The 26,003-nt window shown below is 59.9% G+C and carries 16 protein-coding genes; 5 read left to right on the top strand and 11 right to left on the bottom strand.

Annotation, left to right across the window (positions count from 1 at the left end):
* Positions 1-103 precede the first annotated feature (103 nt).
* The 4 genes from BMY98_RS15330 to BMY98_RS27655 all read left to right on the top strand — a co-directional run bounded on the left by BMY98_RS15330 (position 104) and on the right by BMY98_RS27655 (position 8,166).
* Positions 104-1,066 (top strand): NAD(P)H-quinone oxidoreductase, encoded by a 963-nt coding sequence (locus tag BMY98_RS15330; protein WP_074890592.1) that lies wholly within the window; start codon positions 104-106, stop codon positions 1,064-1,066.
* Positions 1,067-1,316: 250 nt separating this feature from the next.
* Complete coding sequence (locus BMY98_RS27320; RefSeq protein ID WP_074890590.1) at positions 1,317-2,579, top strand: hypothetical protein; 1,263 nt, start codon at positions 1,317-1,319, stop codon at positions 2,577-2,579.
* A 59-nt stretch (positions 2,580-2,638) separates the two neighbouring features.
* Positions 2,639-4,672: a hypothetical protein gene (locus BMY98_RS15320; RefSeq protein ID WP_074890588.1), complete on the top strand. Its 2,034-nt coding sequence runs from the start codon at positions 2,639-2,641 to the stop codon at positions 4,670-4,672.
* A 269-nt stretch (positions 4,673-4,941) separates the two neighbouring features.
* On the top strand, positions 4,942-8,166 hold the full coding sequence (locus BMY98_RS27655; RefSeq protein ID WP_245760073.1) for an autotransporter outer membrane beta-barrel domain-containing protein: 3,225 nt from the start codon (positions 4,942-4,944) through the stop codon (positions 8,164-8,166).
* A gap of 43 nt (positions 8,167-8,209) precedes the next feature.
* On the opposite strand, the gene BMY98_RS15310 is transcribed toward BMY98_RS27655, so the two are convergent.
* The 9 genes from BMY98_RS15310 to BMY98_RS15270 all read right to left on the bottom strand — a co-directional run bounded on the left by BMY98_RS15310 (position 8,210) and on the right by BMY98_RS15270 (position 21,058).
* A complete protein-coding gene (locus BMY98_RS15310) occupies positions 8,210-12,616 on the bottom strand; it encodes an Ig-like domain repeat protein (protein WP_074890586.1) in 4,407 nt (1,468 codons plus the stop codon).
* Positions 12,617-12,964: 348 nt separating this feature from the next.
* On the bottom strand, positions 12,965-14,746 hold the full coding sequence (locus BMY98_RS15305) for a hypothetical protein (protein ID WP_139214506.1): 1,782 nt from the start codon (positions 14,744-14,746) through the stop codon (positions 12,965-12,967).
* Positions 14,653-15,390, bottom strand: coding sequence for a hypothetical protein (locus tag BMY98_RS15300; RefSeq protein ID WP_074890583.1), 738 nt, complete (start codon positions 15,388-15,390; stop codon positions 14,653-14,655). Before BMY98_RS15300 ends, BMY98_RS15305 begins: the two co-directional genes overlap by 94 nt.
* A 161-nt stretch (positions 15,391-15,551) precedes the next feature.
* Positions 15,552-16,205 (bottom strand): HAD family hydrolase, encoded by a 654-nt coding sequence (locus BMY98_RS15295; protein ID WP_074890581.1) that lies wholly within the window; start codon positions 16,203-16,205, stop codon positions 15,552-15,554.
* Positions 16,206-16,393: 188 nt separating this feature from the next.
* A complete protein-coding gene (locus BMY98_RS15290; protein WP_074890579.1) occupies positions 16,394-17,383 on the bottom strand; it encodes an ABC transporter ATP-binding protein in 990 nt (329 codons plus the stop codon).
* 1 nt (position 17,384) lies between these two features.
* Complete coding sequence (locus BMY98_RS15285) at positions 17,385-18,182, bottom strand: ABC transporter permease (protein ID WP_065986852.1); 798 nt, start codon at positions 18,180-18,182, stop codon at positions 17,385-17,387.
* Positions 18,169-19,011, bottom strand: a complete 843-nt coding sequence (locus BMY98_RS15280) for an ABC transporter permease (RefSeq protein WP_074890578.1) — start codon at positions 19,009-19,011, stop codon at positions 18,169-18,171. The genes BMY98_RS15285 and BMY98_RS15280 overlap by 14 nt, the downstream gene beginning before the upstream one ends.
* On the bottom strand, positions 19,008-19,814 hold the full coding sequence (locus tag BMY98_RS15275; RefSeq protein ID WP_074890576.1) for an alkaline phosphatase family protein: 807 nt from the start codon (positions 19,812-19,814) through the stop codon (positions 19,008-19,010). The genes BMY98_RS15280 and BMY98_RS15275 overlap by 4 nt, the downstream gene beginning before the upstream one ends.
* A gap of 176 nt (positions 19,815-19,990) precedes the next feature.
* A complete protein-coding gene (locus tag BMY98_RS15270; RefSeq protein ID WP_074890574.1) occupies positions 19,991-21,058 on the bottom strand; it encodes an ABC transporter substrate-binding protein in 1,068 nt (355 codons plus the stop codon).
* Positions 21,059-21,418: 360 nt separating this feature from the next.
* On the opposite strand from BMY98_RS15270, the gene BMY98_RS15265 reads away from it, so the two are divergent.
* The gene (locus tag BMY98_RS15265) at positions 21,419-22,138 is read left to right on the top strand and encodes a UTRA domain-containing protein (RefSeq protein ID WP_074890572.1); all 720 of its coding nucleotides are present in this window, start codon (positions 21,419-21,421) and stop codon (positions 22,136-22,138) included.
* 6 nt (positions 22,139-22,144) lie between these two features.
* Here BMY98_RS15265 and BMY98_RS15260 read toward each other — a convergent pair whose 3' ends face one another.
* Both BMY98_RS15260 and BMY98_RS15255 read right to left on the bottom strand, forming a co-directional pair.
* Positions 22,145-24,334 carry a mechanosensitive ion channel domain-containing protein gene (locus BMY98_RS15260; RefSeq protein WP_245760072.1) on the bottom strand — a complete coding sequence of 730 codons (2,190 nt, stop codon included), beginning with the start codon at positions 24,332-24,334 and terminating at the stop codon, positions 22,145-22,147.
* 202 nt (positions 24,335-24,536) lie between these two features.
* Positions 24,537-25,826 carry a M18 family aminopeptidase gene (locus tag BMY98_RS15255; RefSeq protein WP_074890571.1) on the bottom strand — a complete coding sequence of 430 codons (1,290 nt, stop codon included), beginning with the start codon at positions 25,824-25,826 and terminating at the stop codon, positions 24,537-24,539.
* Positions 25,827-26,003: the final 177 nt, after the last annotated feature.

Genomic DNA, 26,003 nt, shown 5'->3' with positions numbered 1-26,003 from the left:
TCTTTGGAGGTCGCCGGTTCGGTCAGAACACGGTCGCATAATGCAAAAAGCCCGGTGGCCGTGAGGCACATCGGGCTCAGTCAAGACTCACTATGGAGGCACCGTGAAAGCATTGCAAGGCGTTGAAGGTCGTGTGGAATGGGTTGAAGCACCATCGCCGACTCTGGATGTAGGACAAGTCCGCATCAAGGTCGCAGCGGCCGGACTCAATCGTGCCGATTTGCTGCAACGCTCGGGGCATTACCCGCCACCGCCGGGGGTCACGGAAATCCTCGGGATGGAATGTTCCGGTGTGATTGCGGAAGTTGGCACGGGCTGCGCCTGGGAAGTCGGCGACCGCGTGTGCGCGCTGGTTGCGGGCGGGGCAATGGCTGAAGAAGTGGTGGTCGATGCACGGCATGTGCTACCGGTGCCCGAGGGGATTTCACTGCACGAAGCGGCGGGGATTCCCGAGGTGTACGCCACCGCCTGGCTGAATCTGTTTCAGTTGGCCGGCCTCAAGCCCGGCGAAAAAGTGTTGCTGCACGCTGGGGCAAGTGGCGTTGGTTCAGCCGCCATTCAGCTTTGCAAGGCCTTCGGCAACCCGGTATGGGTCACCGTGGGCTCGGCGGAGCGGCTGGCGTATTGCGAAGCGCTTGGTGCCCAGGGCGGCGTGCTGCGCAACGAGAACCTTGATGCGCTTAACGACTTCGCGCCGTTCAACGTCATTCTGGACCCGGTGGGCGCCAACTACGCCGCGCTGAATCTGAAGGTGCTAGGCATTGATGGTCGCCTGGTGCTGATCGGTTTGATGGGCGGAAGCAAGTCCGAGCTGGACTTTGCAAAGGTGCTGGGCAAGCGCATCCATATCCTCGGCTCGACCCTGCGCAGCCGCGACGACCAGTTCAAGGCTGACCTGCTCAGCGACCTGGGCCAACACGTCATGCCGCTGTTCACCGAAGGCCGCCTGAAGCCACAACTGGCGCGCAGCTTTCCGATCAGTGAAGCGGAAGCGGCCTACGCGGAGTTGGCGACCAATCAGGTGTCGGGCAAGGTCGTGCTGGTGATCAACGACAGTCTGGTCTGATCCTGCTTTTGACCTGTTTCTGTTCTGTATAGCCGTGCTTCGTCAACCGACCGGTGGAGGCCCGAACTGTCATTTCTGACAGTAGCCAGCGTGAGTAAATCGGTTCTCAATAAAGCCTTGTTGCGTTGCTCAGCCAGCGGGTGCCGGCTGACAGCGCTTCATCGGACGAGGTGAGGACAGGATGGCCAGGGATCGGAAAGCGCAGTCGATAACACGACGGACAGGAGATGGATCGAAGGCACTGCTGCCAATGCCTGAAGTGCCGGCAATCATTGATCCAAACGATCCCGAAGGCCTGGTTTCCACTGGAACCCAAGGCAATGATCTAGAGGTGCGGGTGCCGCTTTGGCCGTGTCCGGCCGGGGCGGGAGATACCGACCGGCTGGACCTGTTCTGGAGTGGTGAGATCACTGATAAACCTGTGGCCACTGCGGATTTTACTGGACCGGTCGATACCACAACATTTCCTTTTTCTCTGAGGATGGATAAGAAGTTTCTGCAGACGGACGGCCAGTACCAGCTCTGGTACACGGTCACTACCGAGGCGAATGATACTGCGCCTTCCGAGCGCCGCACCGTCACCCTCGACACCCGCCCGCCGAGCTATAACCAGCAATTGATGCCCTTGTTGTTACCAGATGATCTGGTGGACGGCGTGATCAACGAAGCGTACTTGGCAAGTCATGGCGATAAGGTACAGCTGTGCCTGCCCCGCCCCTTGTATCTGGACGCACAAGTCGGCGATGTCGTCGACCTTTACTGGTCGCAGAACAACCCGCCAACGGCTGCGGCCGTTAACAGTGTGACGGTGACAAAGGGGCAGGTCGGCCCCGACCCTCAAGATGTCTGCATCGATCTGCCTGGCACCGCCGTGCGCGGACCTGATCGGGATGGCATTTTCTACGCGACTTACAAAGTGCGGGACCGGGCCGGTAACGAGACCGACTCGTTCTCCCGCGAAACCCCTGCCACCGTCGCACTCAAGCCATTGCCCGGGGGCGATTTGCCCGAGCCGGAGTTCCCGGAGGCAGACATCTACGGCTACATCAATTGCGACGACACGCCCTGGAACGGGATCGTGGTTCGCATCGATTTCGTCCGTAATCTGTTCGAGTACCAGGACCAGATCACCCTGTACTGGCAGGGCTATCGCACGTTCAACGGCGTGGATCCGATTGCCGGTACCGAAGGCGTGTTTGCCCGGACGGTCAGCGCGCAGAACGTGACTGACGGTTATCTGGACGTCCTGGTCGAGCCCTTCATTCCCCATATCGAGCCCATCATTGAAGGATCGGCGTTGGCCTCTTACCGATTGACGAAAGTCAGCGGGCAGTCGGGCTCGTCCTACGAGGGGCTGGTGAAGATCAATCGCAAGTTGCCCAGTGGCGAGATTTGCGGGCCTGGCAATCAGGCTGGCTCGCTCACGGCGGGCGGATGCAGTGTCTGTCGCAAAATCACACGTTTGATCACCCGCGTGCTTCAAACACTCGGGCGCGGCGGTAGAGGGAAGTAACGCTGAAACCCAGGACGCGCCAGGCGGGATAGGCGCGAGTCAATTCAAGGAGAAAAGACATGAGCAACTTATCAAGCAAACAGACCCGTGTGCTGGCCAGTGCACTGGCGCGTGTCGTCAACCAGCTGTGCCAGGCCAGTAAGAAACGCCTGGCTACACGAGTGAACCTCGGGGCTCCGATTGCGCCGGTCTGGTGGGACGGCGATGCTGCCTTCGCAGGCCTGGTGCCTCGGGATGAGCAGGAAAAGGACATGCCGATCAATATCCCCAAGTGGCAAAACGGCGCAGGCCAGGGTGAATCCGACTACCTTCAATTCGAGTGGAAACTGTCAACCTCGGGGACGTGGCAGAGTGCCCAGGACTTGATCACGATTCCAGGTCCGTTGCAGGACGGTGACTTCCCCATGGAGCTGCAATTGAGCAAATCCAACTTTGCTGCTCAAGGCACCTTCGACTTGCGCTATACCGTTACGAACGACGCGGGCAATACCGCAGCATCGGACATTACCCAATTCATCATTGACAAGACTGCACCCAATTATGGTCAGGCGCCAGATGCGGTGACGTTTGTCGACTCTGCCGTCGTCAACGAAGGCATCACACAGGATTACCTCGATAAGAATGACGGTCTGGAGCTGGTCATCCCGGGCTATCAAGACGATCGGCCGGGCGATAGCGTGGAGGTTTATGTTCATGAGGTCGGCACAAGCCCGACCACGCCGGTGTTTACCAAGGTGATTGATTCGAGCCTGACGATCAAGGTACCGGCCGCTGCCTTCTCCGGTTTGCTGGATGGCCTCATCTATTTGTCCTATCGACTGGTCGACAAGGTGGGTAACAAAGGCGCTCCTGCTGATAACGCGACAGCCGGCCTCTTTCTCAATCCGCTTCCGACTCTTCCACTGGCCGCACCCCGCGTGCCCAGCATTGCGGATGACAGCGTTCTGCAACTTGTCGACATTGACTTGGTAAACACCGGCTTGGTTGTCATTGATCCGTACCCGAACGCGCTTGAAAACGACCTTGTCGTGCTCACCTGGGGCAACGCGGCACTTAAGTCGACCCACAGGGTCACGGACCCAGCGGCCCCGAGCCTGCTCAATGTTCAGTATGAAAGGATATTGAAGCCTGCCTATGGCGCGGCGACCGGAGTGCTGCCGACCGCGGTGAGCTACGTCGTCGAGCGTGGCGACAAAAAGTTCGCCTCGGACACCGCCACCATCAATGTGGATTTCTTCGTTCCTGGGCCCGTGAATCCGGACCGGCCGGATCCGGTAAACTCCGCCCTGCCAAGAGTAACGGTAAAGGGCGCGGTTTCTACAGTCGATAACGTGCTGACGTCTGCCGATGTCGACGGCGATGTTACGGTAGCGCTCAAGCTGTACGACCCTATCGGCACGAACGAGGAGATGGTCCTGTATTGGGGGGATCTCCCCAGAGAGGTCGCCAGGCTCAGCCCTGTAGTGGGGACGGCGGGTGAGGACTATGCATTCATTCTGACGTGGGACCAGATCAAGGATCTGCCCAGCGGCACGGCAGTGCCGGCGTTCTATACCGTTGGGCGAATCAACACCGGAGGTAGTACCCCCCCAGGCAACGTTGAGTCTTGCGTGCCGACACTGGTAGATGTCAGCGAAGCGCTGCCGATCAAGCTCGCCAACCCCGAGTTTCCCCTCGCGGTCCGGGCGCCGGACCAAACGCTCATTCTCAACTGCAGTACGCACGTCGGCCCTAATCAGTTGGTTCGTGTGTTTATCCCTGCAAATCCTAACCTGAAGGGTGGTGAAACGCTTGAATTCACTTGGCAGTGCTACACCGACAGAGCAGGGACACAACCGTCGGGCATCGCGTCGACATTCTCGAAGGACATCGAGGCGGAGCAGGTCGCTGACGGTTTTACATTCGATCAAGGGCCGTTTGATGAGTACGTCCTGCCAACCGGCCTGAACGGATCGATCAGAGTGACATATGTGTCTAATACCACGCCGCCGATGCAGGGGGAGACGCTGATCAGAGCATCGGGTCAGAACGCAGCGGGCACTTGTCCGCCTAATACCCTTCGTGCATTTGGGGCGGGTGGATGCGGCTGTTAAGTGAGTAAGCTCAACGTGGGATTGAATGTACAGATGCTTTAGTTGGGGTGATAAAAGACAAGGCCGCGCTAAACGGCCTTGTCGTTTATCAGGCTTACTGCCGCATTTTTACGATGAGCGGTAGTAAATGCGAATTGTAAGAAACTACGCTCAATACGTTAGGAAACTTCCTACACGAATGCCAATTTGAAGAATGTAGTCTTCGCGCCTTTGTCCTGCGGAGCTTCTTTGTACTCCGTGGGAATGGCGATATTCCCAAGGAGCTAGACATGGCTGCGTCGCGTTTCACGCCCTCCCGTTATTTCAACCCCTCAACCTTTATTTCCCTCGCGCTGTGCATAAGCACGGCCGCCCAAGGGCGCGCACTGTCGCCTGACGAATCTGCGGTGGTTAACCAGGGCGACACGCCCGAAGCCTGGACGTTGGCGCCCGGTTCCTCGCTGACGGTGAGCAGCGGCGCCCAAGCCCTGACGATTTTCGGCGGTGGCGCAGGCGCCGTGGTCAATTTCAATGAGGGCAGCTCAACCACAGGCATCAATCTCAGCGCGGCGGGCGCCGTGGCAAACGTCAACGGTGCCAGCGTTAATGCCGCCGGCAACTCGACCGCCTTGATGCTCGGTGACAGCCAGGCGGTCCTGACGAACGCTACCATTACCAGCGAGACCGGCCTCGGTCTCAGTGGCGCACAGTTTCAGGGCGGCACTGGCAGCGCGTTCCAGATTAATGGGGGCATCATCAGCGGTGGGGCGGGGGGCGCGACGCTTTCCTCCCGCAGTACGCTGGACGCGACAGGCGCCGTGATCACCGGCACCGGCGCAAACAGCTACGGGGTCCGCGGTTTCGGCTCGGACATTTCCCTGCGCGGCAGTACCGTCACCGGCGGCTTGAACGGCCTCGTCTATCGGGTGGATACGGCTAATGTGCGCCAGGGTACGGTCAATATCGAAGGCTCACATATAGAAGGCACCACGGGTGCCGCGATTCTGGTCAATGGCCAGGGCGGCGGTCTGGTCGCCAACCTGAATCTGCTCAATGGCACAACCCTCATGGGTGGCAACGGCAACGCGCTGGAAATTACCAACGCGGCGACGGCGAACGTGCTGCTGCAGAACAGCGAAGTGACCGGTAACTTCGCTATCTCCAACGGCAGCATTGCCAGCCTGACCTTCGATCAGGGCCGGTTGATCGGTAACGTTTCGGCGGATGCCACCAGCAGCGGCACCCTGGCGCTGAACAATAACTCGGCGCTCACGGGCGATGTCACCGGTATTGATACGGTTAATCTGAATGCGAGTTCCATTACCGGGAACGTGACCTCGGCCAGCAACGCCGGTGTGGTTTCGCTGGCTAACGGCTCAGTGTTGGAAGGAAATGTGACCAGTGACACGGTCAGTCTGAATGCCAGCCAGATGAAGGGCGACATCACCTCGATGGGCAGCGCCGGCGTCGTCACCTTGGCCGGCGGCTCGTTGCTGGAGGGTGACATCAGCAGCGACAACGTGAGCCTGAGCAACAGTCAGATGAACGGCGACATCAGGTCAATGAGCAGCGCCGGCGTTGTATCGCTGGTGGAGGGTTCGGCGCTGGAAGGCAATATCAGCAGCGACAACGTCAGCCTCAACGGCAGTTCAATGAAGGGTGATATCACCTCAGCCAGCAACGGGGGCGTCGTATCCCTTGTCGCAGGTTCGACGGTAGAAGGTCAGGTCATCGGCGACGACGTCAGTCTCGACGCCAGCTCGATTACCGGCGATGTTACTTCGGCCAGCGGAGCAGGTGCCGTCAAACTGGTTCGCCGCTCTGCTGTGAGAGGCAATGTGAACAGCAACAACGTCAGTCTCGACGCCAGCTCGATAACGGGCAATGTCACCTCGACCGGCAATGCAGGCGTGGTGTCCCTGGCGGCGGGCTCCGTGCTGGAAGGTAACGTCATCAGTAACAACGTCAGTCTCGATGCCAGCTCTATAGTCGGCAATGTCACGTCGACCGGCGGCGCAGGTGTGCTGAGATTGCTGGGCGGCTCAACGCTGAAAGGCGATGTGAGCAGCGGTAATGTCAGCCTGGATGCCAGCTCGATGTCCGGCGATATCACCTCCAGTGCCGGCGTTGTCTCGCTGGCCAACAACTCGGTGTTCACCGGCAACCTGGTCAATGTCGATAGCGCCACCCTCGCAGGGTCTTCCACTTGGGACATGGTGGGCACCAATACCCTCAACTCCCTTGCGGTGAATGACAGCACGGTGAGGTTTGGTGCGCCCAACGCGTTCTACCAGCTCAACGTCGGCACGCTGTCCGGCAACGGGACGTTCGTTATGGATGCCGACTACCTCACCAATGACCACGACCTACTCAACGTCACCGGTTCTGCAACGGGCAGCCATACCTTGCTGATCGCAGGTTCCGGCGTCGACCCGACGTCACCGCAGCCCTTGACTGTCGTGCAAACCGGGGGCGGTAACGCGACCTTTTCCCTGGCAGGCGATCGGGCCGTTGACGTGGGGACCTATTCCTATCAACTGGCGTCGACGAGCAACGACGCAGGTGGAACCGACTGGTTTCTGGATCCGAGTACAGCAACGATCAGTCCTGGCACGCGCTCGGTGCTGGCGCTGTTCAACACCGCGCCGACGGTCTGGTACGGCGAGCTGACTTCGCTGCGCAGCCGGATGGGCGAATTGCGATTCAATGGTGGGAAAGCCGGTGGATGGGTCCGCACCTACGGCAATAAATACAACGTCGATGAAGCGTCGGGTGTCGGTTATCAGCAGACACAGCAAGGTTTCTCGCTGGGCGCCGATGCACCGCTGCCGATCGGCGACGGGCAGTGGCTGGTGGGTGTGCTGGCCGGGCACAGTAAATCCGACCTTGATCTCAGCCGCGGTACTTCGGGCACGGTCAACAGCTATTACGCAGGGATTTACACGACCTGGATGGACCAGGCCAGCGGCTACTATTTTGACGGCGTGTTGAAGTTCAACCGCTTCCGCAACGACTCGAAGGTGAGCATCAGCGATGGCACCCGTGCCAAGGGCGATTACGACAACTCAGGCGCAGGCGGCTCGGTGGAGTTTGGTCGACACATCAAGCTGAACGACGGCTATTTCATCGAACCGTACAGCCAGTTGTCCGCCGTGGTGATTCAGGGCAAGGATTACGAGCTGAACAACGACATGCGTGCCGAAGGTGATCGCACCCGTTCATTGCTGGGAAAGGTCGGTGTCACGGCCGGGCGTAATTTCACGATGGACAGCGGCAGCGTGGTTCAGCCGTATGTGCGGGTGGCGGGGGTGCACGAGTTCGCGAAAAACAACGAAGTCCAGGTCAACAACAACGTGTTCAACAACGATTTGTCCGGCTCGCGAGGCGAGTTGGGGGCGGGTATTGCCGTGGCGTTTTCCGACAGCCTGCAGCTGCACGCTGATTTCGATTACTCCAACGGTGACAATATCGAGCAGCCATTCGGGGCGAATGTGGGTTTGCGGTATAGCTGGTGATCCTGAGTATCGGGAGAGCCCCTTCAGGCCCTCCCGATTCCCCTCATATGGCCAGAACGCCGCAGTAACTGCCAGGTAACGTGACGATTCCCGTACCTTCCACACCCGTGACCATGTTTTTGGTGTAGTTCTGCAGGAATCCCGCTCCATTGGTTGACCAGTACGGCATGTCCCCCATGGGAAACCTGTTTCCGTACTGGCTGTAGATATTACGAAGCTGGTCCATATTCATCAGATGTAACCCACGCTCCGCAGCCCGCTTGTTCGCATCTTTGTAATCACGTTTACCAATTCCGGTCACCATGGTCACATTCGAAACCGTCACGGTGTAACTGCCTCGACGGCCTTGCTGGTCTTGCACATTAATCGTTGCCGTACCGTTTGATACCGATTTGATGAACCCGGTGCTATCAACCATCACTTTTGAAGAGTCGCTCGACGTGTAACTGTAAGGCGCCGCCCCGCTGGAAGGGTTCCTACGATAAGTAGTTCCAGCTGGCCAGCTCAAGGGAGCATGGCCTGGATAACTTGACAGCCCCCAAAGTGCTCCATTCAGCGACACAGGCGACGTATCCAGCACAAAATCCGGTATCGGCGATACCACCCTGAAGTCGCGAGTCTCCGATGAAGGGTTGTCGGCATATTTCCCGACAGCCTTGATGCTGTGGGAACCGAGGGCCACTCCCACAGACAGGCTCCAGGCGCCGCCACCCCCCGCCGTTGTGGTGCCTTTGGACGCGTTCTTGTCGAAGACCTCAACCTGCGCGTTGGCCACTGCCGTGCCCGACGCCGTTACCGTGGTTTCCGTCGTGGTGCTTCCCTGACCGACCTCCCCTCGGGAGTCGCGCACACTGAGCGTGGGCGCCGTGGCAGCCTGGACGTTTAACGTCCACGGTGAGGACACCGGATTATTCGCGTACAACGCTCTGGTGGTCAGGCTATGGGCGCCGACCGACAGGCCACTCACTGACCGCAACCAGTCGCCGCTGGCGTTCACGCTGGCAGTGCCTTTGGACGAGGCGCCGTCGAACACCTCTACCGATTGACCGATTGAGGCCTTGCCCGAGGCGGTGACCGTATTGGCGTAGGTCGAGCCACCGTTGCTCACGGCGTTGCCCTGTGGATCCTCAACCCTGGTGATGGTGGGAGTGACCACTGCGGTCACGGTGAATTTTCGCACGGCGGATTCCGGATTGCTCCCGTAGTTGGCCCGGACTTTCATGTCATGCTGCGCCACGCTCAGGCCTGTAAGCGTCAGTGTCCATTGCCCGCCTGCGTCGGCCGTTACCTTTTGCCGAGACGCAGCGCCATCAAATATCTCCACCTCAAGACCTGCACTGGCGGTGCCGGTCAGAGCCACACCGGTATCCACAGTGAAACCATCAGGCGGAATCTCAGCGCCTTGCATGTCTCGAATGTGAGTGATGGTCGGCGTCACGGCTGCAGCGATGATCACCGTCCAGATATCAGACTCAGGCTGCGTGCCATACAGGGCTTTGGCCTTGAACGCGTGCGACGCCACGCTCAGTGCTGAAACGGTCAGAGACCATTCGCCCGATCCATTCGTGTTGGCAACGCCTTTTGATACGCCGTTGTCAAACAGTTCGACCTGCCGATCAGGGCTTGCCTTGCCCGATATCGTGAGGCTGGTGTCTACGGTCGTACCGCCATCGCTGACCGGTCCTCGAGAGTCCAGGACCTGGTTGATAACAGGCTTCACGTTGGCCAGCACTTCAAGGCGCCTTGGCGAAGAAACCAGGCCGCTGCCATCAAGCGCGTTGGCTGTAAGGCTGTAACTTTTCACTGTCAGCCCTTGCAGGCTCCCGCTCCAGGCGCCGCTGCCGTTGGATTTAACCGTCGTGAGCCGCGTGGTGCTGTCGAGAATTTCCAGCTCGGTTTCGAGGGTGGAGGTGCCGCTGATGCTTAAGTCGGTATCGAATGTGGTCCCTCCATCAGCCACTTCACCTTTGCCGTCCTTGATACTGACGATTTGCGGCTTGACCCAGTCATGGTGCAGCTTGAAGGCGTAGGCCACCCGTGGAAAAGGCACTGCGCCGCTTTCACTGGCGGTGCCGTCAAAGGCAACGTTGCAGATCACTGTCAGGCGAGTGTCCTGACCAAGCTTTTCCAGTTCAGTGCGCGGCAGGGTGACGGACAGGCCGTCAGAGGCTTGAGCGCTGGTGAGTACGGCGCCGTCCAGTAGCGTGATTGCGTACGGACCGCCGCTGCCGGTTTCTCCCTCAATCCGCAGCCAGACTCGCTGGCCCGAAGCGCTGAACGGCCATTTGGCGACCGTGGTGGTGGCGTTGCCAGTGAACGTCGCCAGGTTTAGCGTCAACGTCTGGCTGTCGGCCTGGGTAATGGCCGGGTGCGGCAGGTCCTTGTCAGGATTGCCGAAGGGCAGTATGGGCAATCGCAATAGATCGGACTGCTTCTCGGCGGTGTAGCGTTTGACGCGATAGGACACGCTGACTTCGCGGCCGATATTCGCCCCGATCACCGCTGCGGTTACCGAGAACTCGACCAGCCCGCTGGCGGCACCGGGCTTTGTCTCATCAGCCGGCGTGCCAGCGCCCGGGCTTCCCAGCCAGAGATGTGTGATGACGTCTTCATCCTCCTCCATGCTGTCGTAACGTACTTGTACGGTGGCGCCGTTAAGCGCGTCCATCGGGTCAAGTACGCCGTCTCTGGCCTCCACGACGGTGGGTGCCAGCAATTCGCCGATGAGCTTGCCGATCACCAGATTCAGCGTTGCCGAGTACTCAAACAGGCCGGTTGTGCCGCGCTTGAGTGTGTACATCGCCTTCACTTCGTTATTGATATTGGGCTCGATCAGTGCCCTGGCAATGGGGAAGTCCAGCGGTTTGCCCGCAGTGCCTGTCGTGATGGGAAACGAATCCGTGCCGCTGCCTTCATCGGAGATGCCTTTCCAATACCAGGTGATAGTGTCCCCAGCCCGGGTTCCTTCATATGCGATGCGAAGGGTGGCGCTTTCGGGGTACTGTTCCGGGTCCAGCACTCCGTCGGGAGCTTCCTCGACAGTGGGGGCCGGGAGCTGCGCAGAGTGCTGGCCGACCTTGACCAGCAGATGCTCGGAACGGCGTGTATCGGCGCTCAGCCAGCTGTCGTTGCTCACGGTATAGCTGACATCAAGGCTGCCATTATTGAGGATGCTGATGTGTTCGCCCATCACCGGGAAATATACCCGCTCGAGACCGCCGGCCTCATTGCCGGTAACGTTATGGGTGTCCTCATGCAGGTGGATCGAGCCGTTCGATTGGGTCCCCAGCCATTTCAACACGATGAAGTCGCCGATCTCCATCCCGTAATTCGGGATCTCGACATGGGCTCGCTCTTCATCAGGCGCCAGGGTGTCGCCAATCAGCTCGATAATGTTCGGCGCCGGCAGCGGTACATGGCCGACGATGCTGACGGTCGCTCGTTTCGAAGACAACCACGGCGCACCGTTGATTTTTTTCAACACGTAGGTAGCCCGCCCTTTACCGCCAAGGAGGGCGCGGATGTGCGCATTGGGCACGTCAACTTGATAGATCTGAGAGAGGTTGTCGATGGTGAACGAGTAGGTGAACGCCGGTTGCTCGTTGGCGGCATTGTCGTCGCGCCATGTCATTTCCACGACATCCTCCAGCGCGAAGTTCTCCACGGTTACTTTGATGTAAACAGGCACGCTGTCGCTTCCCAGATCCTCCAGATCGATAGTGGGCGTACCATTGCCGATGATCGGCGCTTCCAGCCGCCAGGCGCCGGCTTCTACCGAAACGATGGTCTGCATTGAACGAGGCGTAGCGAAGTTATAGACCTCGTCATACACCTCATAGTCAACGAGCAGGTTTTCGCTGTCACCGGCCGCCAGAATCGTCGCCTGGTCGACAGGAATTTCGATGGGGTCGTCACCTGCCGCTTCGCCTTCGCTGACCAGATGCGCGATGACGACGTCACCCCATGCCAGGCTAATAGTGTCCCGGGCCATGCGATCGGGGTAAGTCTCGATAACCAGCGGGAAGCCGCGTTGCGCCCACGCCGCATCCACGCCGTTTTCGACAATGTCAGCGGGTAGCACGGGGGCTTTGAGTTCAGAGTGTCCTGGCAATGCAGGATGACGGTCAAAACCGCCGGGCGGTTCGAGCTTGATCTTGACCCGCAGGGCACCCGAATCGTCTGATCGGCCAGTGTCGGCGTGGGTCAGGCGATAAAACACTTTTTCGACCCAGCCATCCTTGATGTATTCGCCCGAGACCGTCAGAACGATGCGCTCATTTATGTCCTCTGGCAGTACGTCATAGATCGCGACAAGATCGGTGTCCCAGTAGACATCCAGGTGGTCGTTCTCACGCATTCCCTGCCAAGGGTCGATCGCGATCAGGACAAAGTCCTGACAGCCAATATCGGCGTTGATGCCACCGTCTCCGCCTTCTACCGGCGTGATCATCCCGCCGATCAATAGCGGCCGCAGCGCAGCTGCCTTGTAGCTCCGGTCAAGGGGTGGAAAGAGTGTGCGTAGTCTGCGTCTCATGACGAGCTCCTTGCTGAAATGATCCCTGTGTAGCGTGTGGTTTTTTCAAGAACCGGTTGGAGGCTTTCAAACAGGCTGATCATCGCGACAGGCGGAGGACGGCACCTGCGCTGCCCGCCGCACTGTTCGTCCCCGGGGCCAGCCCGATTGCCGGCCGGCACGTTAATCGGACATCAATACCCATGCTGGCGCTGGTCAGCCTCACAGGCGTTCGATTGCTTCGCTGTCCCATCGACACCGCGAATCATCTGATCGATCAACTCTTCATTCTTCTGCGGCGGTACCGTTCAAGGTCACGCTGTCAGCGGCCGTGGATCCGCCGTTGGCGATGATGTTGCCTGCGGAGTCTTTGACGCTGATGATGGCCGGACTGGGTGAGATGGGACTGGCACCAAAGGTGCCGTACAAGGTCACGCTGGTATCGGAAGTGGAGCCCCCATTGGGTATCAACTCGCCCTTGGAGTCCGTAACCCGGGTGATGACGGGGCGGGCTGTGTCGGCCACGGTGAAGTTATAAACCGCTGACTGCGGACTGGAGGTGTAGTTGGCCACCGCTTCGATTCTGTGCGACGCCACTGCCAAGTCGTTGAGCGTCGTTTCCCATTCCCCGTCCGCGTTTATACCGACCTCAGCTACGTCGGTCTCCCCATCCAGGATCCGCAGCGTTTGATCTGCAGCGGCTGTACCCGTGAGGGTCACTGTCTTATCCGCGGTTGACCCGCCTTCCGGGATTTCGTTGCCTGCGGAATCTTTGACGCTGGTGAAGACGGGTGGGTCGAGAGCCACTGGCTCGCCCACGCTGAATTCAAGAACATCCGAGTAGCTTGTATCGCCATTCGCACGAACGACTTTGTACGAGGCGGCTACTTTGCCCCCTTCGTTGCCTTTAACCAGATCGTCCTTTATGGGAAAGACAACCTCTTTGTCATGGTTGAGACTGGTCACAGGGAGGTAATTGACATATTTGCCCGTGATGCTGCCATCCCATGTGATGTGGATCTCATCGCGGATAGCCATCCCTCTGTACGGCACCACTTTTAGCGTTGTGTCAGAGTGATCAGGGGGCAGGGCGTTATCTACAATGCCCTCCACAATAGGCGCCCTCAGTTCGGCGCGTTCCTCACCGACGTTCAGTGGCCCGGTATGGGCGGATTCACGTTCCAGCGTGACACCGTCCACGTCTTTGGCCAGAACGTAAAAAAGATCAACAGTCCCCCCTTCAATTTCCTTCAGATGCTTGCCTGGTACGGCGAAGATGATGGGCTCTTGGTCGGTCGTGTCGCCAGCAGAAACAAAGTGGGCGTCCAGTACCGGATCGTAGGGACCGTAGTCGGGGTAAGTACCAATCCAGCGAAGGACAACCATGTCCCCTTTCTGGAAGGCATCGTCCCATGGCACTTTGACGTGTGCGGTCGCAAGCTCAGGGTCAAGAGCACCCCCTTGCTCTTCCTCGACGATCGGCGCGGCAAGCCTTACCGGTTCGCCGATGATGCTGATGAATTCGCCTTTTGATCTCAGCCTTTCTTCGGTGCCCTGGTGCTCGACTTCATAGCTGAACACCGCCTGTGTCTTGGCAAGTAATCGAATGCGGTCATTGGGTACGGAGATTTCAAGGACTTGGGGCAGATTATCCACCACATCGGGCTCTGCGGCGGTCCAACTCAATTCAATTCCTTCTGTTGTAGTGCCGACCATCTTGGCCCAAATCTTGTCTCCGACCTCGAATTTTCCCCCACCCGGCACCCACAGCTGCAAAGTGGCGTCTTTGCCGTTTAGGGTCTCAAGATTCAGTTGTCTGTTGCGGGCCTCTTTGACGATGGGCGCGTCGAACCGGGCGTTTCCGGTGTCCACCGTGACGAGCGCTTCAGCGCTCCAGTCCGAGGAGGGGTTCTGGACGACGTCGTAGACCATAAACGCGACCGCAAGGCTGTTCGCCCCCGAGTCGCCAGCTTTCAGGATGGTGTCCTTGTCAACGGTGATTTCCAGCGAGCTTCCGACTTCCTCCTCCGTAACGTAATGATCAACAAAGATGCCGCCCCATGACAATTGATGTGGTCCCACAAGGCCATTTCGGGGTAGGGGTCGATTTTGACGATAACCCCTTCTTCCGCTTCGTCGGCGCCGACACCGTTGTGCATTATTTCTTCTGGCAGCGTAAGGACCAGCTCGGAGTGGCCTTGGTCGGTACCGTCTGCATCGGGACCACCCGGTGGCGTGAGTTTGACGTAAATGTTCATTTCGGCCGACGCCTCGGGTTGCTGACCGAAGCGCGTCACCTTGTAGGACACGGCCTGAGAGCCGGCAGCCAGACGCTCATCCGCGATGAACAGGCTGAGTCGTTCACCGACCTGGGCGTCTGATCTGATCGTGTCGGTAGCCACTGTCAGATCTTCCAGAAGAAGGTTTACGCTGTCGCCTTTATTCATATCTGACCAAGCCGGTACGTGCACCTTCAACCCCTGTTCGTGCGTGGTCACCGCAGCGCCTTCGTTGACGCCCCATACTTCAAGGTCAGGTAATGCCGGAGGGCTTGGAATCGGCCCATTGACTGCGTCGATCTCCGGCGGGATCAGTAATGCGCTGGCAGCCCGGGCGTTGTCGAGGAAGATGGGGTCTGCCGCCAGTTTGGCGACGGTCTGTGAAATATGGGCAGGGATGGGGAAGTATTGCGAGCGGGCTTTAATGGCCATGGTGTTGACTCCTGTCGGTTTATGCGCAGGAGTCATTTGGCGCTGCGGTGACCTCTCTGGCTACTGTCACAATTGACAGGTTTGGCGCCCGCTGGTCGGATGCGGGAAGACTGGCATCGGTTGACCTGCCGTAGGAGAGGGCTCAAGTCAGGGGCTCTGCGTCATCTCCACCGGTGAATCGGCCATCCAGCCTTTTCCGCCGCTTCCCGCAATACCGGATCCGGATTCACCGCATGGGGGAAGTCCACCTTCTGCAGCAGCGGCAAATCATTGCGCGAATCCGAATAGAAACTCGCCCCCTCAAGGTTCTCGCCTTCCTGATCCAGCCACGCCATCAGGCGGGTGATCTTGCCTTCGCGGTAGGTGAGCACGCCGCTGGTTTTACCTGTGTACACGCCATGGGCGAGTTCAAGATCAATGGCCAGCACTTCATCAACGCCGATGCGCTCGGCAATGGGCTTGACCAGGTGCACGCCCGATGCCGAGATGATCAGAATGCGGTCACCGGCGGCGCGGTGCTCGGCGATGGCCTTGGTGGCGTCGCTGAAAATGATCGGCTCGATGTAATCCTCGACCCACGGCCCCACCAGAAAATCCACTTCCTCCGGCGTGCGCCCGACCATCGGGTCCAGACTGAATGCCATGTAATCTTCCATGGCCAGTTCACCCTTGCCGTAGGCTTCCATCAGTTCGTGGTCTTTCTTCATGAACCACTCGGGATCGACCCAGCCCAGCCGCCCCATCTGCTCGCTCCACAGGCTTGAACAGTCACCGTGGATCAGGGTTTCGTCCAGATCGAAAATTGCTAAAGCCATTAAAACTGTCCTCTTAAATCATTCACACGCAGATCAACTGTAGGAGCGTGGCTTGTCCCGCGATCTGCCGGGAACCGGCAGCAACCCAGGCCAATGCGGTGTGTCATTCTGACCTTCGTCGCAGGTTTCACGACGGGTTCCCCGCCGATCGCGGGACAAGCCACGCTCCTACAGGGTTGGCGTTGAATTCATGCGACTTCACACAACGCCGACGCTTCGATGTGCAGGGTGACGCGCTGGCCGTTCGGGTGCAAGTCGCTGGCCGAGCGGTTAAGCACGTCGACCACCAGTTCCACGCCCCGAGCCTCGACGCGATAGCGGATCACGTTGCCCAGCAGGCTGTGGCTGCGCACTTCGCCTTCCAGCGAACCGGTCAGGCTCAATTGAATGGCTTCCGGGCGAATCGCCACGCGGCTGTTGATCGGACGTTGCATCAAGCGGCTGGCGGCGTCGGCTTCCAGCAGGTTGTAGTTGCCGATGAAGCCGGCGGCGAAGGCGTCGACCGGCGCGGTGTACAGGGTTTCGGCGTCGCCACTCTGCACGATCCGGCCCTGATTCATGAGGAAGATCCGGTCGGACATGGTCAGCGCTTCTTCCTGATCGTGGGTCACGAAAATCGTCGTCAGGCCCAGTTCCTGTTGGATGGCGCGGATCTGCTCGCGCAGGTGCTTGCGGATGCGCGCATCGAGGGCCGACAGCGGCTCATCGAGCAGCAGCAGGCGAGGACGGGTCACCAGTGAACGCGCCAATGCCACACGCTGACATTGCCCGCCCGAGAGCTGATGCGGGTAGCGCGAGGCAAACTCGTTCAGCTCCACCAGCTTGAGCACCTCGGCCACCCGCTGCTTCATTTCGTCGGTACTGACTTTCTGCATGCGCAGGCCGAACGCGACGTTCTGCTCCACGTTCATGTTGGGAAACAGCGCATAGCTCTGGAACACCATGCCGATGCCGCGCTTTTGCGGCGACACCGGCACCAGGTCTTTGCCATCAAGGAAGATCCTGCCGCTGGTTACCGACGTCAGCCCGGCGATGCAGCGCAGCAGGGTGGACTTGCCGCAGCCGGACGGGCCGAGCAGTGTGACGAATTCGCCCTTGTGGATTTCGCAATTGATGTCGCTGAAGACCGCTGTGCTGCCGTAGTTCTTCTGCAGGTTTTCGACACTGACGAAGCTCATATCAGTCTTTGTCCTTGTTCAGTCGGTTGGCCGCCCACGTCAGCAGCAGTACGAAAAAGAAGTAGGAAATCACCAGCGCGCTGTTGAAGTGACCGCTGCTGTTGCGCATGTTGTTGAGGTACACCTGCAGGGTCTCGTAGCGGGTGCCGACCAGCAGATTGGCGAACACGAATTCGCCGAACAGGAACGAGAACGACAGCAGCAGGGCGATCATCAGGCCCTTGCGCAGGTTCGGCAGCACCACCAGAAACGCGGCCTGAAAGGTGTTGGCGCCGAGCAACTGCGCTGCGTCCATCAGGTCGACCAGATTGATCGCCTGCAGGTTGTTGGTGATCGCCCGGTACATGAACGGCAGTGCCACAGTGAAGTAGCAGCCGATCAGAATCCACGGCGTGCCGACCATCGCCAGCGGCCCCGAGCCGTAAAGCTGCAACAGGCCCACCGACGACACCACCGGCGGCACCGCGAAGGGCAGCAGGATGAGGATGTTCATCAGCGCGTCGAGCTTGGGAAAGTGGTAATGCACGACAAACAGCAGCGGCAGAATCAGCACCACCGACAGCGCCAGGGCGCCGACGCATACCAGTAACGACTGACCGAACGCGCGCAGAAAACGCGGATCGCTCCACAGCGCGACGTACCATTTGTAGGTCAGGCCATCGGGCAGAATCGTCGCCGACCAACTGGTGGCGATCGAATACACAAAGGTGCCCAGCAACGGCGCCAGCAGAATCAGAAACAGCAGGTACACCACGACGCGGTGGTAAAGCCCCGGCGGGCGGCGTTCAGCGCGAGACATGGTAGCTCCTCTTCAACAGCCACTGATGCACGACGGTCACCAGCGTCATCATCCCCACCAGAATCATCGCCAGGGCACTGGCCATGTTCGGGTCCAGGGTGATGTCACCCGCCACCATCGCCGCAATGCGGATCGGCAGGACGTTGAAATTGCCGGTGGTCAGCGCATACACCGTAGCGTAGGCCCCCAGCGCGTTGGCCAGCAGGATCACGAAGGTGCCGAGCAGCGCGGGCGTCAGCACCGGAATGCCGATGTGTCGCCAGAAGTCCCAGCCGCTGGCGCCCAGCAGTGACGCCGACTCGCGCCAGTCTTCCCGCAGCGCGTCGAAGGCCGGGTAGAGCAGCAGCACGCCCAGGGGGATCTGGAAGTAGGTGTACAGAATGATCAGGCCGGTTTTCGAGTACAGGTTGAAGTCATCGATGATCCCGGCCTGTTTCAGAATCAGCGTCAGCGCGCCGTTGAAACCGAGCAGGATGATGAAGGCAAACGCCAGCGGCACCCCGGAAAAGTTACTGGTCATGTTGGCGAACGCACTGACGAAATCCCGCAGGCGCGACGGCACTTTACGCAGGGAATAACTGCCGAGGATCGCGATGACGATGCCGATCAGGCTCGACCAGAAACTGATCTCCAGGCTGTACTGCATGGCCTGACGGTAGAACCGCGAGTTGAACGCCTTGATGAAGTTGTCGATGCCCCAGCCGGCGTCCGATTGCAGGCTGTTGATCGCCACCCAGGCCAGCGGCGCGATCTGGAACGCGATGAAGAACACCGCAAAAGGCACGAGGCACAACAGCGCCAGCCATTTGCCGCGGCTTTGTGAGTTCACTTGAGCACCTCTTTGCACACAGGTTTGTCGTGGGGCACACCGAGCAGTTCGCAGACAGTGCCGCAGATCTCGGTTTGTTTCGGTCGCGCATCGGCGTCGAGGCTGAAGGCGTCACCGATCACGAACAGAGGGACTTCGTGTTCTTCCGGCAGCACGCCATTGTGGGAGCGGTCGTTGTTCATGCCGTGGTCGGCGGTCACCAGCACTTGGTAGCCCGCATCCAGCCAGCGCTGCAGGTACTCGGCCAGGATGATGTCGGCGGAGCGTGCGCTGTTGCGGTACTGCGGGGTGTCGAGGCCGTGCTTGTGGCCGGCGTCATCGATGTTCATCGGGTGGACGAAGAGGAAATTAGGCGCGTGGGCCGTTCGAAGATGCTCGGCGTCGTCGAACAGGTGGGAATCGGGGTAGTGATCGACGTAGTAGAAGTGGCCGTGCTGGATCGGCAAGTCGGCGTCGTCGGTGTGGCGGTCGCGTGCGGCAATGAACGGGCTGCGGTTGTACAGCTCGCTGACCCAGTGATACGCCGCGGCGGCGGTGGTCAGTCCGGCGTCGGTGGCGTAATGGAACACGCTGCGCTGGTTGGAAAGCCGGGAAACCTGGTTGTGCACGATGCCGCTGTCGATGGGCGCAACGCCGGTCAGAATGCATTCATACAGCGGGCGGGACAGCGACGGCAGTTCGCATTCGAGTTTGTACAACGCCGCGCGGCCTGCATTTCGGTAGGCCAGCAAATGCCCCATCGCATGGTGCGCCACGCTGTAACTCAGGCCGTCCAGCAGGATGAGGATGACGTTGTGTTTCATGGCCTCTCCGGAGGGTGGATCGCCAAACATTACTGTGGGAGTGAGCTTGCTCGCGATTGCGGTATGCCTGCGACAGACAGGTTGACTGACACACCGAAATCGCGAGCAAGCTCACTCCTGCAAGGCTGGGGGTGACTGTGAAAACGGCGCCCAATTTCTGAAGCGCCGTTCGCCTATTACTGCATCTCGACGATGACTTGCTCGTTCCACTGTTGTGGCAGGGCCTTCGAGGTTTTTTCCCACGCTGCAGCGTCTTTGATCGGTGTCACGTTCTTGTACTGCTCGTTAGGCAGCAGCTTGGCTTGCACCTCTGGCGGCAGCGTCAGGTGTTCGGCGCGGATCGGGCGCGCGTTGCCTTTTGCCAGGTTGATCTGGCCGGCGTCGCTGAAGATGTATTCACGGGCCAGCTTGGCGGCGTTCGGGTGCTTGGCGTATTTGTTGATGATCGTGGTGTAACCCGAGATCACCGAACCGTCGGACGGGATCAGCACGACGTAGTCGTCAGGATTGGTCATCTTGGCCTTGTAGCTCAGGCCGTTGAAGTCCCAGACCACGCCCACTTCCACTTCGCCTTTTTCCATCGACTGAATCGACGGATTGTTAATGCCCAGACGCTTCTGCTTGGCCAGTTCGGTGAACAGTTGCAGGCCCGGCGCGAGGTTGGTTTCATCGCCTTTCATGGAGATTGCAGCGGCCAGCACACCGTTGGCAGCCTGGGCTGCGGTGCTGACATCACCGATGGTGACCTTGTACTTACCATTCTTCAGGTCAGCCCATTTGGTCGGTACGTCCGAGCCATGCAGCAGCTTTTTGTTGACGATGAAAGCGATGGTGCCGGTGTAGGCCAGCGCCCAGTGACCGTCTTTATCCTTGGCCCAATCTGGCACTTGCGCCCAGGTGCTCGGCTTGTAGGGCTGGGTGACGCCCTTCGCGACAGCGATCGGGCCGAACGCTGCACCTACGTCGCCGATGTCGGCGCTGGCGTTGTCTTTTTCCGCATCGAACTTGGCCACTTCCTGGGCCGAGCTCATGTCGGTGTCCATGTGCACCAGACCGTACTTGGCGGTCAGGTCGGTCCAGGTGCCTTTCCAGTTCGCCCAGTCATCGGGCATGCCCACGCTGTTGATCGCGCCTTCGGCCTTGGCGGCGGCTTCGAGGGTTTTGAGATCGGTGTCGGCGGCCATGGCCGAAGTGCTCAGCGCGATGGCCGAACCCAGGAGTGATGCCAGCAAAAGGTGTTTCATTCGAAGCTCCTTTGTGCACTTCTCGACGGACTCATAGAAGTGGTCGTTGCGGATGGTTGGTCTAGGTCAGCAATACCTGAGCCAAGTTAGGCCAGTAACATGACGCTTTCGTGTCTGGACCGACTCTTGCTGAAGCAAGTCCGAGCCCCGGCGATCGCTGTGAAATGAGCGTAGACCATGCTCAAGCGCCTGATCTGAAAGGCCCTGATGATTTCCTGGGCGCCGATGTTGCCGCCGCGGCTTGCTGGAATGTCACGCAACGGTCATCTACGCTGCCTAGGCTCTGGAGCACCGAAACGGGCCAGGCAGCGAGCGACGCTGCCCTTAAATAGCGCTGGTCTAGTCCAGATAGGTAACGCAATGCGCGAAGAAATGCCCCGAGCGGTGACGACCATCTGCAATGCGCTGCAAGAGCAGATTGAACACGGTCTATTGCCGCCGGGCAGCAAGTTGCCGGCTGAGCGCAAGCTGAGCGAGGTCTTCGATACCACACGCATCACCTTGCGCGAGGCGCTGGTGCAATTGGAGGCTAGGGGCTTGATCTACCGTGAGGAGCGGCGCGGCTGGTTCATTTCACCTCCGCGACTGGCCTATGACCTGATGCGGCGCAGCCACTTTCACGCAATGGTTCAGGCCCAGGGCCGAGTGCCTGCGACCCAAGTGATTTCCGCGCGGCTGCAACCGGCCTCCGCCGTGATTTGCGGTTTGCTGCAATTGCCGGCGCTGTCGAGCGTGATCCAGATCTGCCGCGCCCGCCGCATTGATGAGCGACTGGTGCTGTACGTCGAGCATTACCTCAACCCTGAGTACTTCCCGCAGATCCTCGAGCTGGACCTGAACCAGTCGCTGACCGAGCTCTACGCCCGCCATTACGACATTCGCTACGGCCAGGTGCGTTTCGAGATGGTGCCCACGGCGTTACCCGTGGAAGCGGCGGGTGCGCTGAAAGTCTCCATCGGCAGCCCGGGCCTGCGCATTGCCCGGGTCAACCACGACCAGCGCGGACGGCTGATCGATTGTGACCTGGAATACTGGCGCCATGACGCAATTCACGTGAGCGCGGTGGTCGCGGATATCTAGGCCGACTTATACCGAAGCATCGTCCTTCTTCTCGCGCACTTTGTTCACACGCCCGCCAGTAGTGCTGACCTGCACGTTCAGACGCGGGGTCGCCAGGTCCATGCCGGACTCGTCCAGATACCTTTTGAGCGACAGATTGAACGCCCGGGACACTTCCCATTGCTTGATCGGCGCGGTCTTGAAGCGCGCGCGCAGAATGGCGTTACCCGAGTCGAAACTCTCCACCCCCTGAATCTCCAGCGGCGACCAGATGTTGCGCCGTTGCAGTGGGTCGGTGCGCATCTTCTGGCCGACGTCACGGACCATCTTCAGCGCGTCGTCGATGTTCATGTTCGCTGGAATTGCGATGCGGAAAATCGCGTAACCGAACTCCCGGGAGTAGTTCTGGATGCTCTTGATCTCGCTGAACGGAATGGTGTGTACGATGCCGTCGATGTCGCGCAGGCGCACGGTGCGGATGGTCAGGCCTTCCACGGTGCCCAGGTGGCCGCCGACGTCCACGTAATCGTCGATGGCCAGCGAGTCTTCGATGATGATGAACAGCCCGGTGATCAGGTCCGCCACCAGTGACTGCGCGCCAAAGCCGATGGCCAGACCGATCACACCCGCACCCGCCAGCAGCGGCGTCACGTTCATGCCCATGTTCGCCAGGGCGACGATCAGCGCGATGATGAAAATGGTCACGAACAGCACGTTGCGAATCAGCGGCATCATGGTCTGCGCGCGGGTATTGGCCAGGCCTTTGCGCGAGCGGGTGAGGGCGTGGTGAATCGCCGTGTCCGCGAGAATCCAGATCAGCCAGGCAAACATCAGCGTCGCCGCCAGCCCGATCAATCGGAGACTGATGTCGCGGCCGTCACCTTCGGCGAAACCAATCAACGACAGCCCCCAGACCCGCAGGCCGAGTTCTATGAACACCAGCCAGATGAGCAAGTGCGCGACGGTATAAAAGAAGTTTTTCAGGCGGTCCGAATACAGCGCATGACGCTTGTGAGCGTGGCTTGGCTTGAGTGAATGACGCCGCACCAGGCCGTTGATGACCATGCACATCACCAGCAGCACGGTACAGATCAGGGCCTGACGTAATGCGGTACTGGTGTCGCCCGCCGAAAAGAACGTGGCGAACAGGGAAACGCCCACCAGCACCAGCGCTGGCAGGTACCAGAACGTGCCGAGGACCTCGATGCTGTCGCTCAGGGCGCGGCGTTTGAGGCGACGCTCCAGGGCCTGGTTGCGGATCAGGTGCGCGATCGGGCGCCGGAAGCGAATGATGAACAGGCCGGTGGACAGCGCGGCCATGACATTGGCCAGGGTTGCGGCGGTGTGCGCCAGGTGTACGCCAAGGCTGGCGACCAGGCGCGGGTCGCTCAACGCCTCGCCGAACGCGGCAAAGCTGCCGATCCACCACAGCGGCCGAAACGCCTGATGCCGCAGGATGTACAGCGCCCGATGCCGGTGCGGCCCGTCCAGCAGTGAAAACGCAATGACACAGACCGCCGAGAACAGCGTGCCGACCACCAGCGCGTAAGCAAGCACCATCGCCAGATCCCGGCCGAGCGATGGCGGCAGCGAGTAACTCAGGTAGATCGTGATGACCAGCGCCACCAGCCACGGCCCCAGCTTGCGCAGCGCGAAGCGCAGCATGTCCGACAGGCGCGGGTGCTGCGGAAGTTCGGCGGAAAGGCCGAAACGCAAGCGCACCTTGTGGCTCAGCCAGATCAACGCCGCCGCCAGCAACCCCCAGATCGCCAGCACTACGGCAAAGCCCCAGATGATCGGCCACCACTGGTTGGCCGGCAGCATCAGCGCCATCAACTCGTCCTCCGCCAGCCCCGCCTCGTCCGCCCAGCGGCTGAGCGGGCTGTCGGTGCCGGTGAATTGTTTTTCCAGCTCGGCAAGCGAGCTGCCGATCAGGCCCAGCACGCCTTGCTCAACGGTCGGCTGCGCTTTCCTGGTGGCGTCCCGCAGTTTCTTCAAGTCATCGAGCAACTTGCTGCGCTGCTGATCGTTTTCCAGCGACGTGATCACCTCATCCAGGGACTGCCCCAGTGGCTCCTGAGCCTGAGGCTGCGTTTTGTCACCGCCACTGAGCAGGCTTGGCAGGCCCGCGGCGTGGGTCAATGCAAACGGGAACAGCGCCAGCAGGCAGAGGAAAAACAGGCTGGGGAGAACGGAAAGGCGGGTGGGAGCGATCACCTGGAAACAAACCTCGAATAGACAGACGCTTGGGGTGGCGCGGTGTGGGAGCCGTGCCGGGGCAAGCAGAGGCGGATGAGTTTACGAGGGGAGAGGGGGTGTGGCGAGGGGGAATTGTGAAGTCCGGGACAGCGCGAGGTGCAGGCCGTTTCCATGACCCGTGAAGGACATGGATCGGCCTGCTTTCAAGAGTTGTTTGAGATCAAGGCAACTCGGCACTCGCATAGAACGCCGACAGCACCTTCACCAAATGCGCCAGATCCTGACTGCCCGCCAGTTCGCGGATCGAGTGCATGGCGAAGGTCGGCAGGCCGATATCGACGGTCCGCACGCCGAGGTGGCCCGCCGTGATCGGGCCGATGGTCGAGCCGCAGGCCATGTCGCTGCGCACGACGAAGCTTTGCACCGGCACTTCTTCGGCCATGCACAAATGACGGAAGAAGCCGGCCGTTTCGCTGTTGGTGGCGTAGCGCTGGTTGCTGTTGACCTTGATCACCGGGCCGGCATTGAGTTTCGGGCCGTGGTTGGCGTCGTGCTTTTCAGCGTAGTTGGGGTGTATGCCGTGGGAATTGTCAGCGGAGATCAGCAGGGATTTCTGAATGGTGCGGACGTAATCGTCACCTTCCGGCAGTAGACGTTGCAGCACTTGCTCCAGCATCGGCCCGTCTGCACCGCAGGCGGACGTGGAGCCGACTTCTTCGTGGTCGGTGCAGATCAGCAGGCAGGTTTCGTCGCCGTCGGCATTGAGCAACGCTTGCAACCCGGCGAAGCAGGACAGCAGGTTGTCGAGCCGGGCGCCAGCGATGAAGTCACCGTTGAGGCCGATGACGGCGGCGCTTTGGGTGTCGTAGAAGCTGAGTTCGTAATCGAGGACGACGTCGGCGTTCAGACCGTGTTCGCGGGCCAGTTGGTCAGTCAGCAGGGCACGGAAGTCGGGACGTTCGTCACCGGCGACCTGGGCCAGTATCGGCGGCAGTTCGGTCTGCGGGTTGATCGCCCAGCCTTCGTTGGCGGTGCGATTGAGGTGGATCGCGAGGTTGGGGATGATCGCGATCGGCAGCTTGAAGTCGATCAGCTGGCTTTCGACTTTGCCGTCCCGGCGAAAAGTGACGCGGCCGGCGAGGGAGAGGTCGCGGTCAAACCACGGGGCAAGCAGGGCGCCGCCGTAGACTTCGACGCCCAGTTGCCAGAAGCCCTGGCGCTGCAGTTCGGGTTGCGGTTTGACGCGCAGGCACGGGCTGTCGGTGTGCGCGCCGACGAGGCGAATGCCGCCGGTGAGGGGCGACAGGCGACCGAGTTTGAAGGCGACGATGGAGGAGTCGTTGCGGGTGACGTAGTAGCGGCCGCCCGCTTCGGTGTACCAGGGCTCGCGTTCGTCGAGGCGCTGGTAGCCGGCGCCTTCGAGGCGTTGGACGAGGCTTGCGGTGGCATGAAAGGGGGTGGGGGAGGCCTTCAGGAAATCGATAAGGCCCTGATTCAACTCTTCGCGCATAGGTTACTCCAGGCAGCAATGGGCGGGAGTTTACAGGCCAAACGGTGTTTTGATCGAGATCAACATCAAGATCAAGATCCTTAAGATCAAGAGCGTCTGCCTGGGGGCAGACTGTTTCGCCTTCGGCGAGTTACTTGGAAAAGCACCCCAAGTAACCAAGGGTGCTTGCTCCTGGTT

This window comes from Pseudomonas graminis (genome assembly GCF_900111735.1).
Classification (GTDB): domain Bacteria; phylum Pseudomonadota; class Gammaproteobacteria; order Pseudomonadales; family Pseudomonadaceae; genus Aquipseudomonas; species Aquipseudomonas graminis.
This window is presented reverse-complemented; position numbering and strand designations above follow the sequence as displayed.

Bases quoted from the DNA above. Each gene is read 5' to 3' on its own strand.
- BMY98_RS27320 (WP_074890590.1), top strand. From the start codon at position 1,317: ATGCCTGAAGTGCCGGCAATCATTGATCCAAACGATCCCGAAGGCCTG.
- BMY98_RS15320 (WP_074890588.1), top strand. From the start codon at position 2,639: ATGAGCAACTTATCAAGCAAACAGACCCGTGTGCTGGCCAGTGCACTG.
- BMY98_RS27655 (WP_245760073.1), top strand. From the start codon at position 4,942: ATGGCTGCGTCGCGTTTCACGCCCTCCCGTTATTTCAACCCCTCAACC.
- BMY98_RS15310 (WP_074890586.1), bottom strand. From the start codon at position 12,616: ATGATCACGCCGGTAGAAGGCGGAGACGGTGGCATCAACGCCGATATT.
- BMY98_RS15300 (WP_074890583.1), bottom strand. From the start codon at position 15,390: ATGGCCATTAAAGCCCGCTCGCAATACTTCCCCATCCCTGCCCATATT.
- BMY98_RS15295 (WP_074890581.1), bottom strand. From the start codon at position 16,205: ATGGCTTTAGCAATTTTCGATCTGGACGAAACCCTGATCCACGGTGAC.
- BMY98_RS15290 (WP_074890579.1), bottom strand. From the start codon at position 17,383: ATGAGCTTCGTCAGTGTCGAAAACCTGCAGAAGAACTACGGCAGCACA.
- BMY98_RS15285 (WP_065986852.1), bottom strand. From the start codon at position 18,182: ATGTCTCGCGCTGAACGCCGCCCGCCGGGGCTTTACCACCGCGTCGTG.
- BMY98_RS15275 (WP_074890576.1), bottom strand. From the start codon at position 19,814: ATGAAACACAACGTCATCCTCATCCTGCTGGACGGCCTGAGTTACAGC.
- BMY98_RS15270 (WP_074890574.1), bottom strand. From the start codon at position 21,058: ATGAAACACCTTTTGCTGGCATCACTCCTGGGTTCGGCCATCGCGCTG.
- BMY98_RS15265 (WP_074890572.1), top strand. From the start codon at position 21,419: ATGCGCGAAGAAATGCCCCGAGCGGTGACGACCATCTGCAATGCGCTG.
- BMY98_RS15255 (WP_074890571.1), bottom strand. From the start codon at position 25,826: ATGCGCGAAGAGTTGAATCAGGGCCTTATCGATTTCCTGAAGGCCTCC.